We start from the raw sequence: 13,826 nt of genomic DNA on the forward strand, positions 1-13,826 counted from the left end.
TGCGCCCGGACATGCGGACCTGCCCGCCGTACGGCGCTGTCGTACCGGAGAATGGGCCTCGTGCTGGAGATGACGCGCGAGGAGTTCGAGGAACTGGTCGCCGAGGCGCTGGACCGGATCCCGCCGGAGCTGACGCGGCTGATGGACAACGTCGCGGTGTTCGTCGAGGACGAGCCGCCGGCGGACGATCCCGAGCTGCTCGGGCTGTACGAGGGGACGCCGCTGACGGACCGCGGCGAGTGGTACGCGGGCGTGCTGCCGGACCGGATCACGATCTACCGGGGGCCGACCCTGCGGATGTGCGGGACGCGGGAGGAGGTCGTCGAGGAGACCGAGGTGACGGTGGTGCACGAGATCGCCCACCACTTCGGGATCGACGACGCCCGGCTGCACGCGCTCGGGTACGGCTGAGCCGTCGGCGCGGCGGGGCGCGTGTCCTCCGGCGGGCGGCGGGAGTTGGGGGTGTGACTTCTGCGTCTGCTCCCGGAGGTGGCCCCGTGCGCCCCTTGTACGTACCCGTTCGCCTGGCCGCCGCCGTGCTGGCCGTCGCCGTGGCCGCCGGCTGCATGAGCGTGGGGGACGGGGAGGGGGACCGGGCCAGGCCCTCCCGGTCGGCGGCGGAGCGCGGCGGTGACGCGCCGGAGGGCGGGGCCGGCGGCCGGACCGGCGGGCACTGGTCCGGCGCGGGCGCCGGCGGCGGGCGCGGGGACGACGGGGGCGGGACGCGGGGCCGTCCCCGCGGGACCGGCTCTCCCGCGGTCTCGCCGTCGGCCGGGCGGAGCGCGGCGGCCTCGAAGGGGCCCGGGCCCGCCGGGAGCGAGCGGCCGGGGGCGCCGCAGCCGCCGCGGGACGAGCCGACGCCGACGCGTTCCGCGGACCCGGAACCCCCCGCGTCGCCGGAGCCTCCCGCGTCCCCGTCGCCGGAGCCGACGCCGGCCGAGCCGTCCGCGTCGGCGGACGCGGAGCCGGTGCCGCAGCTGGTCGAGCGGGAACCGGCGCCCGAGGCGGGGGCGCCGGTGTAGTACAGTTGGCCGCGACCCACGTCTACGCAGACCGGTTTGCCTTCAGGGGCACGGAGTGCGTATGGTGGTAGATCGTTTGATCCCATTTGCCCGGCGCCACCGCAGAGCGCGCCGTGTGGCGCGTACTCTCCCCTTACCGTGACGGACCGCATTGAGGCGGTCGAATGCGAACACGGAGTTGACGGGCGCGTGCCGACGAGACTCCGGAAGGTTTCGCATTCGCATGTCCATTTCCCGTACTGATCACGTCGTCGTGTCCGAGAACAGCGAGACGGCCGAGGCCGTCGAGGTCACCCCGACCGTCGACGCCGCCCCGACCGTCGAGGCTGTCGAGGCCGACAAGGCGCCCGAGACGTCCTTCGCGGACCTGGGGCTGCCCGAGGGCGTCGTGCGCAAGCTCGCCCAGAACGGCGTGACCTCGCCCTTCCCGATCCAGGCCGCGACCATCCCGGACGCCCTGGCCGGCAAGGACATCCTCGGCCGCGGCCGCACCGGCTCCGGCAAGACCCTCTCCTTCGGTCTGCCGACCCTGGCCACGCTGGCCGGCGGCCACACCGAGAAGCGCAAGCCGCGCGCCGTCATCCTCACCCCGACCCGCGAGCTGGCGATGCAGGTCGCCGACGCGCTGCAGCCGTACGGCGACGTCCTCGGCCTGAAGATGAAGGTCGTCTGCGGCGGCACGTCGATGAGCAACCAGATCTACGCCCTCGAGCGCGGTGTCGACATCCTCGTCGCCACGCCGGGCCGGCTGCGCGACATCATCAACCGCGGCGCCTGCTCCCTGGAGAACGTCGAGGTCACCGTCCTCGACGAGGCCGACCAGATGTCGGACCTGGGCTTCCTGCCCGAGGTCACCGAACTGCTCGACCAGGTCCCGCAGGGCGGTCAGCGCATGCTGTTCTCGGCCACGATGGAGAACGAGATCTCCACCCTGGTCAAGCGCTACCTGAACAACCCCGTCACGCACGAGGTCGACAGCGCCCAGGGCAACGTCACGACCATGTCGCACCACATCCTGATCGTGAAGCCCAAGGACAAGGCGCCGGTCACCGCCGCGATCGCCTCCCGCAAGGGCCGCACCATCATCTTCGTGCGCACCCAGCTCGGCGCCGACCGTATCGCCGAGCAGCTGCGCGAGGCCGGTGTGAAGGCCGACGCGCTGCACGGCGGCATGACCCAGGGCGCGCGCACCCGCACGCTGGCCGACTTCAAGGACGGTTACGTCAACGCGCTCGTCGCGACCGACGTCGCCGCCCGCGGCATCCACGTCGACGGCATCGACCTGGTCCTCAACGTGGACCCGGCCGGCGACCACAAGGACTACCTGCACCGCGCCGGCCGCACGGCCCGCGCCGGCCGCACCGGCACCGTGGTCTCGCTCTCGCTGCCGCACCAGCGCCGCCAGATCTTCCGCCTGATGGAGGACGCGGGCGTCGACGCCGGGCGTCACATCATCCAGGGCGGCACGGCCTTCGAGCCGGAGGTCGCCGAGATCACCGGCGCCCGGTCGATGACCGAGGTCCAGGCCGAGTCGGCGGGCAACGCCGCGCAGCAGGCCGAGCGCGAGGTCGCCGAGCTGTCCCGGGAGCTGGAGCGGGCGCAGCGGCGCGCGAGCGAGCTGCGCGAGGAGGCCGACCGGCTGGTCGCGCGGGTGGCCCGCGAGCGCGGTGAGGAGACGGCGATCGCCGAGACGCAGGCCGCGACGGCCGGGACCGGCGAGAGCGCCGGGACCGCCGTGCCGGAGGACCTGACCGAGGTGTCCGTGCCGGCGCAGCCCGTCACGCGGGACGCCGACCGTCCCGTCCGCGAGGAGCGTCCGGTGACCTCGTCGTCGTACGAGCGCCGTGAGCGTCGTGACGACCGTGGTGGGCGTTCCTTCGAGCGTGACGACCGTGGTGGTCGTTCGTTCGAGCGTCGTGACGACCGGGGTGGTTTCAACCGGGACCGTGACGACCGTGGTGGGCGTTCCTTCAACCGTGACGACCGTGGTGGTCGTTCGTTTGAGCGTCGTGACGACCGGGGTGGTTTCAACCGGGACCGTGACGATCGTGGTGGGCGTTCTTTCAACCGTGACGACCGTGGTGGTCGTTCGTTCGAGCGTCGTGACGACCGGGGTGGTTTCAACCGGGACCGTGACGATCGTGGTGGGCGTTCTTTCAACCGTGACGACCGTGGTGGCCGTTCCTTCGAGCGCCGCGACGACCGGGGCGGTTTCCGCCGCGACGAGCGCGGTGGACACCGGGGCAGCGACCGCCCGTTCAACCGCGACCGCCGCGACGACCGTCCGGGCACCGGCTTCCGCGCCGGCGGCCACGACCGGCCGAGCGCCCGCCGCGACGACCACCGCGGCACCGGCGGCGGCTCCTTCGGACGCCGTGACGACAAGCCGCGCTGGAAGCGCAACGGCTGACGTCGCCCCGGCCGGCCGTCGGCCGACGATCGCCTCGCACCAGGGAAGGGCCCGCACGACTCCGGTCGTGCGGGCCCTTCCCCGTGTCCGAGAGGGAGCGGGGCTCATTCCCCCACGTCGGCCCGAGCCGGTTGCTAGCATTCCCCTGCTTGGCATGGACAGAGCGGCTGGAGGGGAAGAACCGCCGCCGTCGTGCCGTTCTCGCATCCCCTGGGGAGGGACCCATTGGCCCGGCGTGCCCGGATCACACTCACTTTCGCGAGCCTCGTCGCCCTCGGCGCGGGCCTCCTGACCACCGCGGGCCCGGCCGCCGCGGACACCACACCCCTGCCGCTGACCACCGGCGGGGTGTGGGGGATCGACTTCGCCGGGGGCGTCCTGACCACGGTGGAGCGCGCCCCCAACGGCGACCCCTACGTCACCAACCGGACGGTCTCGGCCGACGGGGCCACGGTGGGCGCGCGCGAACTGCGCGCCTACGCCGGCGAGTACGCCACCGGCGCGCACCTGACGCGGACCCCCTGCGACGCCGGCACGTGCGTGCCGCTGCGGGCGGCCGGCAACGGCCACGTGGGCGTCTTCTTCGGCAACTCCGAGGAGTACGGCGGCAAGGAGCGCGCCCAGATCTGGACGGCCCGCGACAGCTACCACTCCGGCTCCGAACCCCTCGTCACCGGCGGCAGGTACGTCGACACGACCGGCCGCTACTTCGTCTACGAGGCCGCCTCGACCGGCAGGCAGTACGTCGACTCGGTGCAGCCCTACCAGGTGCAGCACGTACGCCTCACCCGCGCCGCCACCGCCGCCTCCGTGTGGGGCTCGCGGCTGTACGCGCCGGGCTCGGGCGACGGCACCGTCACCGCGTACGACCTGGAGCAGAAGAAGACCGTGGAGACGCTGGCCACCGGCGCCCCCTGCACGGTCCAGGAACTGCAGGTGGTGGGCCGCTGGGTCTACTGGAACTGCGGCCCCACGGGCGCGGCCGGGGTGTTCGACCGCACGGCGAAGAAGAACGTCACCGTGCCGTCGGGGCCGGCGCTCGTCGGCGACGGCTACCTGGTGCGGCACGACCGCGCCGCCGGCAGGCTGACGCTGACCGACTTCCACACCGGCACGGCGGCGGCCGACCGCGAGATCGCCGACCTGCCGGCCGGGAACACCGCCGACCAGCGGCGGCAGACCTGGGCCGTCGACAAGTTCGGCGGGGACATCGCGTACGCGGACCCGGACGGCACCGTGCACGTGGTGCGCAGCGGGGTGCCGTCGCAGCCGCTGACGGCCATCGAGGCCGAGGTCGACGACGCCTCCGTCGGCGTCGCGGACGACTGGTGGAACAGCACCTGGCAGCTGAGCAGGCCGGCCGCCTGGACCTTCACCGTGAAGGACGCCCAGGGTCACCGCGTGCACACTCAGTCGGGCACCGGCACCGCGCCCGAGGGCAACTGGAACGGCCGGACGGACACGGGTGCCGTCCCCTACAACGGCCGGTTCACCTGGACCCTGACCGCGACGGCGACCCAGGGCACGGGCACCTACACCACGAGCGGTGCGATCGGGCTCTCCGGCGGCCGCCAGGGCCACCACGACCAGGGTGGATACAGCTACGGCGAGCTGGTCACGCTGAACGCGTCGGGTGCCCTGAGCCTGCACTACACCCACGGCAAGGGCACCTTCGACTGGAAGGTGTCCACCGGCGGCTGGCCCGCCGGGACCGTCGCGGTCCCCTTCGGCGACCTGACCGGTGACCGCTGCGCCGAGATGCTGGTCCGCATGCCGGGCGGCGAACTGCGCCGCTACACGGGCAAGTGCGGTGTGTCGTACTCCCCTTCCGGCTCCCGGCTGTCGCTCGGCACCGGCTGGAACGCCTTCGACGTCCTCACCGCTCCCGGCGACGTCAGCGGCGACGGCCGCCCCGACCTGATCGTCCGCAGGGCCACCACCGGCACCGTGTACCTCTACAAGGGCACGAGCGCGGGACGGCTGGCCGCGCCGGTGAAGCTGTACGACAACTGGAAGACGTACAAGAAGGTCGTCGGGGCCGGCGACCTGAACGGGGACGGCGTCGGGGACCTCCTCGCGCAGGACAAGGCGAACAACCTGTACCGGTACCTCGGGACGGGCCGGGGGACGTTCTCGGGGCGCGTGAAGCTGTCCGCCGGCTGGGGCGCCTCCTACAACGCGCTCGTCGGCGTGGGCGACATCACCGGGGACGGGAAGGCCGACCTGGTGGCGCGGGACACCGCGGGAGTGCTGTGGCGGATCCCCGGGACCGGCAAGGGCACCTTCTCCGCACGGGTGCGGACCGCCACCGGCTGGCAGGGCTACAAGGGCCTCTTCTAGTCCTGACGGATCCGACGGATCCGACGGATCCGACACGGCCCCTGACAGGACTTTTCCGGGTCCTGTCAGGAGCCGTCGGGGCCTGACGGGTCCTGTCGGGGCCTGCCCGGCGCGGTCGGCCGGGCCCCGGACGGTCTCCGGGACCGGCAGGGGTCCTTTCTGGCCAAGTTGTGACGTGTGTCACGCTCCCGGCGAGGGAATTGCTGGGGGCATGACAGATGACGGCACGGCGAGTGGGCCCTCGGACGAGGAACGGCTGGCCCAGCTCGGATACACGCAGGTCCTCGCGCGCCGGATGTCGGCGTTCTCCAACTACGCGGTCTCCTTCACGATCATCTCGGTCCTGTCGGGCTGCCTGACGCTGTACCTGTTCGGCATGAACACCGGCGGCCCCGCCGTGATCACCTGGGGCTGGGTCGTGGTCGGTCTGATGACCCTGTTCGTCGGGCTGTCGATGGCCGAGATCTGCTCGGCCTACCCGACCTCGGCCGGCCTGTACTTCTGGGCCCACCGGCTGGCGCCGCCCCGCAGCGCGGCCGCCTGGGCCTGGTTCACGGGCTGGTTCAACGTGCTCGGCCAGGTCGCCGTGACCGCCGGCATCGACTTCGGCGCCGCCTCCTTCCTCGGCGCCTGGCTCAATCTCCAGTTCGACTTCGAGGTCACACCCGGCCGGACGATCCTGCTGTTCGCGGGGATCCTCGTGCTGCACGGCCTGCTCAACACCTTCGGGGTGCGCATCGTCGCGCTCCTCAACGGCGTGAGCGTGTGGTGGCACGTCCTCGGGGTGGCCGTGATCGTCGGCGCGCTGGCCTTCGTACCGGACGAGCACCGGTCGGCGTCCTTCGTCTTCGGCGAGTTCGTCAACAACACCGGCTGGGGCAGCGGCGTCTACGTCGTCGCCCTCGGCCTGCTGATGGCCCAGTACACCTTCACCGGCTACGACGCCTCCGCCCACATGACCGAGGAGACGCACGACGCGTCGACCGCGGGACCCCGGGGCATCGTGCGGTCCATCTGGACCTCGTGGATAGCGGGCTTCGTCCTGCTCCTCGGCTTCACCTTCGCCATCCGGTCCTACGACGACGCCCTCGGCTCCCCGACCGGCGCCCCGCCCGCCCAGATCCTCCTCGACGCGCTCGGCGCCACGGCGGGCAAGCTGCTGCTGCTCGTCGTGATCGGCGCTCAGCTGTTCTGCGGGATGGCCTCCGTCACCGCCAACAGCCGCATGATCTACGCCTTCTCCCGCGACGGGGCCCTGCCCCTGTCCCGGCTGTGGCGCACCGTCAGCCCGCGCACCCGGACCCCGGTGGCGGCGGTCTGGCTCGCGGCCGGCGGCGCGCTGCTGCTGGGCCTGCCCTACCTCATCAACGTCACGGCCTACGCGGCCGTCACCTCCATCGCCGTCATCGGCCTCTACATCGCCTACGTCATCCCGACCCTGCTGCGGCTGCGCAGGGGCGACGACTTCGCCCGCGGCCCCTGGCACCTGGGCCGGTGGTCCCGGGCCGTCGGAGTGGTCTCCGTCGTCTGGGTGGGCGTCATCACCGTCCTGTTCATGCTCCCCCAGGTCTCCCCGGTGACCTCGGAGACCTTCAACTACGCCCCGGTGGCCGTCCTGGTCGTGCTCGGCTTCGCGGCCGTGTGGTGGTTCGCCTCGGCGCGGCACTGGTTCCTCAGGCCCGCCGACGGGCCGGCGGCCCCCCGCGAGACGGCGGAGGTGGCGGCGGAACCGGTCGATCCGTGACCGGTCTTCGCCGCCCGGCGCGGCCGTGTGCCGATACCCGATCGGTGACACGGCCACGTCCGGCTATGCTCGGGGAGGCGACATCGCCTGGGCCCTTAGCTCAATTGGCAGAGCAGTGGACTTTTAATCCATTGGTTGTGGGTTCGAGTCCCACAGGGCCTACCGGGGAGCCCCCGCGTCGGAGTGATCCGGCGCGGGGGCTCTGTCGTTCCCCGGCGCAGCGGTGCGACCCGGGCGGACGGTCCCGGAACTCACATCTGGATGTGAGTTCTCACATCCAGATGATAGAAATGCCCGTATGGGGATCGCCGACCGTCTGGACCTGACCCTGCGGCTCGTCCAGGGAGCCGCGGGGCAGGTGTCCGTCGCCGAACTCGCGCAACGGCTCGGGGTGTCCGAGATGACCGTCCGCCGCGACCTCGACGCGCTGGAGGGGCGGGGCCTGGTGCGCCGGGTCCACGGCGGGGCCGTCCCCGCGCGGGCCCGTGAGGAGGGCGCCGGCTTCGACGCGCGGCAGGCGTGGCAGGGCGTCACCAAGGACCGCCTGGGCGCGGCCGTCGCCGGCCTGGTGGAGCCGGGGGCGCGGGTGCTGCTGGACGCCGGGACCACCACCGTGCACGTGGCCGAACATCTCGCCGCGCGCGGGCCGTTGACGGTCGCGGTGCTCAGCCTCCAGGCGGCGGTACGGCTGGCCGACCGGCCCGGCGTCGAGCTGCTGGTCGTCGGCGGCCGCTCGCGGCCCGGCGAGCGCTCCCTGGTGGGGCCGCTGGCGCTGCGGACCCTGGAGTCCCTCGCCTTCGACCTGTTCGTCATGTCCATCGGCGGGGTGCACGCCGGGCACGGCTGGTCGGAGTTCTCGCTCGACGACGCGGCCGTGAAACGGGTGGGGCTCGGCCAGGCGGACCGCACGGTCGCGGTGGCCGACGCGACGAAGCTGGGCGTGCGCGCCTTCAACCGGGTCGCCCCGCTCGACGCCGTCCACACCTTCGTCACCGACGGCGCGGCGGCCGTCCCCGACACCCACCCCGCGGGTCCGCAGACCCTGCGGGCGCTGCGCGAGGCCGGTGTGGAGACGCTGCTGGTCTGAGACGCCGATCCACCGCTGGTCCAGGACGCCCGTCCGCCCACCGAGCCGAGGAGTGAGCACGTGTCCCACCCGTCCCCGACGATCCCCGTCGCCGGCCCGTACCGTCCGGGCGCCGGCGACGACCCCGCGAAGCCCGCCGCGCGCGCACGGGCCGTGAACGGGACCGCCTCCGACCGGTCCCGGGCCGGGCACCCGCAGGCCACCGGCGTACCGGCCGCCGGCGGTGCCCGATGACCGCCCCGGCGGGCCGGCCCGGCATCGACGTCCCCGACCCCCGCGGCCGGACCGGACTCGACCGCCAGGGCCGCGACCTGACGGGCAACGCGCGTGTGCGCGTGGTCGACGTCGAGGTCCTCGCCTGCGACTGGTCGGTGCTGCGCCGCACCACCTTCGACTACCGGCACGGCGACGGCCACTGGAGCCGCGAGCGGCGCGAGACCTACGACCGCGGCGACGGCGCGACCATCCTGCTCTACGACCCCGACCGGCACACGGTGCTGCTCACCCGTCAGTTCCGCCTGCCCGCGTACGTCAACGGCCACCCCGACGGCATGCTGCTGGAGACCGCGGCCGGACTGCTGGACGGCGACGACCCGCGGGAGGCGATCCGCCGCGAGGCGGTGGAGGAGACCGGCCGGACCGTCCGCGAGGTCGAGCACGTCTTCGACGCCTTCATGAGCCCCGGCTCGGTCACCGAACGCCTGAGCTTCTTCGCCGCCCCCTACGACGGCTCGGTGCCCGGCGTCCGGCGGGCCGGCCTCGCGGACGAGGGGGAGGACATCACGGTCGTGGAACTGCCCTTCGCCGAGGCGCTCGCCCTGGTCCGCACCGGCGGGATCGCCGACGCGAAGACGATCATGCTGCTCCAGTGGGCGGCGCTGGAGGGGCCGTTCGGCCGGAGCCGGCCGGCGGGAGAGGAGCCGGCGGAGGAGGGGCGGGCGGGTCTCAGCTCGCGCTGATTCCGGTCAGGTCGGCCAGCGGCAGCGTGTGCTGGGTGGTCAGGACCTTGGCCCGCAGGTAACGCACGTTGTGCGGGGTGGTGAAGACGCCGGTGGGCACGCGGTCGTGGACGTCGATGCCCAGGCTGCGGAGCTGCTCGGCCTTGTCGGGGTTGTTGGACAGCAGGTCCAGCTCCGTGACGCCCAGGGCGCCCAGCATCTGGGCGGCGGCGGTGTAGTCCCGGGCGTCCTCCGGCAGCCCGAGGGCGGTGTTCGCCTCGTAGGTGTCGAGGCCCTGGTCCTGGAGGGCGTAGGCGTCGAGCTTGTTGTAGAGGCCGATGCCGCGGCCCTCCTGGCGCAGGTACAGCAGGACCCCGCCGCGGTCGGCGATGCGCTCGACCGCCTCGCGCAGCTGCGGGCCGCAGTCGCAGCGGGCGGACCCGAGGACGTCGCCGGTCAGGCACTCGGAGTGCAGCCGGACGAGCGGGACAGGACCGGGATCGCCGAGGACGACGGCGACGTGCTCCCGGCCGTCGACGAGGCCGTCGAAGGTGACCAGTTCGGCGTCCGCCGCATAGCCGTCGTGGAAGCGCAGCGGTACCCGGACGCGGGCGCGCTGGGTGGCGGCGGGAGTGTCGGGCATGCGAGTCCTCCGGGTCGGGGGGCGGTGCGCGTCTTCTGCTTCAGATTTGAAGCAGATCCATGGTGGGTGACCCTACCCCATGCTTGAAATTTGAAGCAATGGAGCGGCGGGACGGCTCACGGCGTCCCGGAGCAGGGCGAGGAGCGCCGGCGCCACGGCGGATCCTCGGGCGGCGCCTCGCCGCCGTCCCCCTGCAGGCCCCGCGCGACCTGCGTGAAGATCTCCTCCAGCTGCCCCACCTGCGCGGGCGTGAGCCGGTCGAAGAGCAGGCCGCGCACGGTCTCGACGTGACCGGGCGCCACCCTCTCCAGGACCGCCGTGCCCTCGTCCGTCAGGACCGCGACGCTCCCCCGCCTGTCCGAGGGGCAGTCCTCGCGCCGCACCAGCCCGTCCTTCTCGAGCCGCGTCACGGCGTACGTCAGCCTGCTGCGGGTGACTTTCAGGTGCTCCGCCAGATCGGTCATGCGCAGCCGCCGCTCCGGCGCCTCGGAGAGATGGGCCAGGATGGAGTAGTAGGCGTGGGGCATGCCGGCCTCCTGCTGGAGCTGCCGGTCGATCGCGTCCTCCAGGAGGAGGTATCCGGCGATGTACGCGCGCCAGGCGCGCTGCTCCTCAGGGGTGAGCCAGCGAGTCGTCATGCGCCCAGTGTAGTTTTGTTTCAAACTTGAACCAAGCGTTGCCGTGCCGCCGGTTCCCGTCCCCGCCGCCCCGGCTCGGCCCCGCCCCCGATCCCGATCCCGCCCCGATCCCGGAGAGACCCGCGCCGATGCCGTACCCGTACGTCCTGCTGTCCGCCGCCGTCTCGCTCGACGGTCACCTCGACGACACCGGCCCCGACCGGCTGCTGCTGTCCGGCCCGGCCGACTTCGACCGGGTCGACGAGGTGCGGGCCTCCGTCGACGCCATCCTGGTCGGGGCCGGCACGATCCGCGCCGACAACCCGCGCCTGCTGGTCAACTCGCCCGTGCGCCGTGCCGCCCGGGTGGCCGCGGGGAAACCGGAGTACCCCCTCAAGGTCACGGTCAGCGGGACCGGCGAGCTGGACCCGGCGGCGCGGTTCTGGCACACCGGCGGGGAGAAGGTCCTCTTCACGACCGACGCCGGCGCGGACCGCGCCCGCGTCCTCGGCCTCGCGACGGACGTCGTCCCGCTGGGCCCCGGCCTCGACTGGCGCCGGCTGCTGGAACACCTCCACGACGTGCGGGGCGTACGGCGCCTCATGGTCGAGGGCGGCGGCGCGATCCACACCCAGCTCCTCCAGGAGGGCCTTGCCGACGAACTCCAGCTCGTCCTGGCCCCCCTGTTCGTGGGCGACCCGGACGCGCCCCGGATGTTCGGCCCCGGCGGCTACCAGGGCGGGCGCCTGCGGCTGGTGGGGACCCGGCGCATCGAGGACGTGGTCCTCATGACGTACGAGCCCACCGCACCGGGCGCCGGACCGCTGCCCGCCGCCGCCGACCGGCACTGGCTGGCCCTCGCCTGCGAGCTGGCCGCCGCCTGTCCGCCGTCGCGGACCGCGTTCAGCGTCGGCGCGGTCGTGGTGGCGGCCGACGGCACGGAGCTGGCGCGCGGCCACTCCCGCGAGGCGGGCGATCCCGTCGTCCACGCCGAGGAGGCGGCCCTCGCCAGGATCGACCCCGCCGACCCCCGGCTGGCCGGCGCGACCGTCTACAGCAGCCTGGAACCCTGCGCCCGGCGCTCCTCCCGGCCGGCCCCCTGTGCCCGCCTGATCCTCGACGCGGGCGTGCGCCGGGTCGTGACGGCCTGGCGGGAGCCGGACACCTTCGTCACCGACGCCGACGGGAGCGGTCTGCTGGCCGCGGCGGGCGCCGACGTCGTCGTCCTTCCCGAGTACGAGGAGCAGGCGAAGGCACCCAACGGCCATCTGCTCCGCCGGACCCCCTGACCCGCCCCCGGCCGGGCCCCGGCCTCCTCCCCGGCGGGACCCTGGGCCGGGCCTGTCGGTCCGCCCCGGTTCCGGCAGTGGTTCCGGCCGCGGCTCCGGCCGTGGTTCTGAGCGTCCCCCGCATGGCGTAGACTGGTGTCACACCGACGCGGGGTGGAGCAGCTCGGTAGCTCGCTGGGCTCATAACCCAGAGGTCGCAGGTTCAAATCCTGTCCCCGCTACTCAAGGCCGAGGGCCGGAATCCGATCACTGGATTCCGGCCCTCGGTGCGTCCGGCCGGCCTTTCGCGTCACACACGGTGAACGCCCCGGAGCCCTGCGCACAACATCTGAGTCACCATCAAAATCCCGATGGCTCCTGAACGTTTCGAGCGGACGGTCAACTCGCCCGTTTTTCACCGCTCCTGGGGCGAAAGTCCAGGCCCTGAATGTTGTTGATCAAGTCGAACGGCTTGGAATCCCGCCCCCGCGTCTATTAACGTTCGATAACGCAGCGCGGTCGTCCCAGCCGTCACAGAGGCGGCTCCGTGCGCACGCGCCGAATCCCGCGAGGGAACCGGGGAACCACCAACTTGGGGTGAATCACGCGGAAGCCGCCGTACAGTCACGGCCGGTATACGCGCGTAGGAGACCTTCCCGCTCCGAACCCGTCAGCTAACCCGGTAGGCGACGGAAGGAAAGGAGTGCGCCCGCGTGGCGTCCAACCGGCCTGCCCCAGAAGCCCCCGCCGTGCCCGGCCAGCAGACCTTCGGCTACGGCACCTACCGCAGCGACGAGGGCCCCTGGGAGGAATGGAACCCCACCGCGGATTCCGTTCGCCCGGTGCGGGGCAAGCACCGTGTCGCCAAGCAGCGCGGCGGACTCGCCCGCAGCTCCACCGTTCTCGGCGTCGGCGTCATAGCCGCCGTCGGCGGCGCGGGCATGGCCAGCGCCAACACCGGCAAGTCGCCGGTCTCCATCTCCATGCCGGACCTCCCCTCGGTGGGTTCCCTCATCTCGGACGACGACACCCCCGAGGAGGCGGCGCCCGCGCTCAGCGCCTTCGGCGCCTTCGGCACCGAGACCGCCGCCGCCGACAGCGCCGACAGCGGCGCCGACGCCGGAGAGGCACTGCGCAACCGGATCATGGCGCAGGCCGAGTCGCAGCAGACCCAGGTCGAGACCAAGGCGCAGGAGGCCGCCGAGGCCGCCGCGGCCAAGGCCGCCGCCGACGCCGCCGCCAAGGCCGAGAAGGAGGCCGCGGCCAAGGCCGAGGCCGCCAAGAAGAAGGCCGCCGAGGAGGCCGCCAAGAAGGCGGAGGCCGAGCGCCTCGCCGAGCTGGCCAAGCAGTACGCGCTGCCGACCTCCTCGTACACGATCACCTCGACCTTCGGCCAGGCCGGCGCCTACTGGTCCTCCGGGTACCACACCGGCCTCGACTTCGCCGCCCCCACCGGCACGCTCATCAAGGCCGTGCACAGCGGCACCATCACCTCGGCCGGCTATGACGGGTCGTACGGGTACAAGACCGTGCTCACCCTCGAGGACGGCACCGAGATCTGGTACGCCCACCAGTCCTCCATCGGCGTCAGCGTCGGCCAGAAGGTCGCCACCGGCGACATCATCGGCCGCGTCGGCGCCACCGGCAACGTCACCGGGGCCCACCTCCACCTGGAGGTCCACCCCGGCGGCAGCAGCAGCGGCATCGACCCGGGCGCCTGGCTCCGGGGCAAGGGGCTCACCCCCTGAGGTCCTCCG

The 13,826-nt window shown here is 73.0% G+C and carries 10 protein-coding genes, 2 tRNA genes and 1 riboswitch; of the genes, 10 read left to right on the forward strand and 2 right to left on the reverse strand.

Going from position 1 to position 13,826, the window contains the following annotated elements; all coding sequences use genetic code 11:
• Positions 1–60: 60 nt before the first annotated feature.
• The 7 genes from ACZ5FU_RS11835 (at position 61) to ACZ5FU_RS11865 (ending at position 9,562) form a co-directional block, all read left to right on the forward strand.
• Positions 61–411, forward strand: a complete 351-nt coding sequence (locus tag ACZ5FU_RS11835) for a metallopeptidase family protein (protein ID WP_451529194.1) — start codon at positions 61–63, stop codon at positions 409–411.
• A gap of 834 nt (positions 412–1,245) precedes the next feature.
• Positions 1,246–3,432: a DEAD/DEAH box helicase gene (locus ACZ5FU_RS11840; protein WP_469045261.1), complete on the forward strand. Its 2,187-nt coding sequence runs from the start codon at positions 1,246–1,248 to the stop codon at positions 3,430–3,432.
• A 225-nt stretch (positions 3,433–3,657) separates the two neighbouring features.
• Positions 3,658–5,772, forward strand: a complete 2,115-nt coding sequence (locus tag ACZ5FU_RS11845; protein ID WP_451529192.1) for an FG-GAP repeat domain-containing protein — start codon at positions 3,658–3,660, stop codon at positions 5,770–5,772.
• Between the two features lie 211 nt (positions 5,773–5,983).
• On the forward strand, positions 5,984–7,516 hold the full coding sequence (locus tag ACZ5FU_RS11850; protein ID WP_451780515.1) for an amino acid permease: 1,533 nt from the start codon (positions 5,984–5,986) through the stop codon (positions 7,514–7,516).
• A gap of 89 nt (positions 7,517–7,605) precedes the next feature.
• Positions 7,606–7,678 (forward strand) — tRNA-Lys (locus tag ACZ5FU_RS11855).
• Positions 7,679–7,814: 136 nt separating this feature from the next.
• On the forward strand, positions 7,815–8,603 hold the full coding sequence (locus ACZ5FU_RS11860) for a DeoR/GlpR family DNA-binding transcription regulator (protein ID WP_451529190.1): 789 nt from the start codon (positions 7,815–7,817) through the stop codon (positions 8,601–8,603).
• A 230-nt stretch (positions 8,604–8,833) separates the two neighbouring features.
• Positions 8,834–9,562 (forward strand): NUDIX domain-containing protein, encoded by a 729-nt coding sequence (locus tag ACZ5FU_RS11865; RefSeq protein ID WP_451529189.1) that lies wholly within the window; start codon positions 8,834–8,836, stop codon positions 9,560–9,562.
• Here the strand turns inward: ACZ5FU_RS11865 and ACZ5FU_RS11870 are convergent.
• Both ACZ5FU_RS11870 and ACZ5FU_RS11875 read right to left on the reverse strand, forming a co-directional pair.
• Positions 9,549–10,184: a GTP cyclohydrolase II gene (locus ACZ5FU_RS11870; protein WP_468645451.1), complete on the reverse strand. Its 636-nt coding sequence runs from the start codon at positions 10,182–10,184 to the stop codon at positions 9,549–9,551. The two genes, ACZ5FU_RS11865 and ACZ5FU_RS11870, sit on opposite strands and share 14 nt — an antisense overlap.
• Positions 10,185–10,300: 116 nt before the next feature.
• Positions 10,301–10,822, reverse strand: coding sequence for a MarR family winged helix-turn-helix transcriptional regulator (locus tag ACZ5FU_RS11875; RefSeq protein WP_451529187.1), 522 nt, complete (start codon positions 10,820–10,822; stop codon positions 10,301–10,303).
• A 128-nt stretch (positions 10,823–10,950) separates the two neighbouring features.
• Between ACZ5FU_RS11875 and ACZ5FU_RS11880 the strand changes: the two genes are divergently transcribed.
• The 3 genes from ACZ5FU_RS11880 (at position 10,951) to ACZ5FU_RS11890 (ending at position 13,817) form a co-directional block, all read left to right on the forward strand.
• The gene (locus ACZ5FU_RS11880) at positions 10,951–12,090 is read left to right on the forward strand and encodes a dihydrofolate reductase family protein (RefSeq protein ID WP_451780513.1); all 1,140 of its coding nucleotides are present in this window, start codon (positions 10,951–10,953) and stop codon (positions 12,088–12,090) included.
• 147 nt (positions 12,091–12,237) lie between these two features.
• A tRNA-Met gene (locus ACZ5FU_RS11885) sits at positions 12,238–12,311 on the forward strand.
• Positions 12,312–12,615: 304 nt separating this feature from the next.
• A riboswitch (cyclic di-AMP (ydaO/yuaA leader) is annotated at positions 12,616–12,773 on the forward strand.
• Between the two features lie 9 nt (positions 12,774–12,782).
• Complete coding sequence (locus ACZ5FU_RS11890; protein ID WP_451529185.1) at positions 12,783–13,817, forward strand: M23 family metallopeptidase; 1,035 nt, start codon at positions 12,783–12,785, stop codon at positions 13,815–13,817.
• The last annotated feature ends 9 nt before the right edge of the window (positions 13,818–13,826 follow it).

It is taken from the genome of Streptomyces sp. NPDC031554, assembly GCF_055580685.1.

Bases quoted from the DNA above. Each gene is read 5' to 3' on its own strand.
- ACZ5FU_RS11840 (WP_469045261.1), top strand. From the start codon at position 1,246: ATGTCCATTTCCCGTACTGATCACGTCGTCGTGTCCGAGAACAGCGAG.
- ACZ5FU_RS11850 (WP_451780515.1), top strand. From the start codon at position 5,984: ATGACAGATGACGGCACGGCGAGTGGGCCCTCGGACGAGGAACGGCTG.
- ACZ5FU_RS11860 (WP_451529190.1), top strand. From the start codon at position 7,815: ATGGGGATCGCCGACCGTCTGGACCTGACCCTGCGGCTCGTCCAGGGA.
- ACZ5FU_RS11865 (WP_451529189.1), top strand. From the start codon at position 8,834: ATGACCGCCCCGGCGGGCCGGCCCGGCATCGACGTCCCCGACCCCCGC.
- ACZ5FU_RS11870 (WP_468645451.1), bottom strand. From the start codon at position 10,184: ATGCCCGACACTCCCGCCGCCACCCAGCGCGCCCGCGTCCGGGTACCG.
- ACZ5FU_RS11875 (WP_451529187.1), bottom strand. From the start codon at position 10,822: ATGACGACTCGCTGGCTCACCCCTGAGGAGCAGCGCGCCTGGCGCGCG.
- ACZ5FU_RS11880 (WP_451780513.1), top strand. From the start codon at position 10,951: ATGCCGTACCCGTACGTCCTGCTGTCCGCCGCCGTCTCGCTCGACGGT.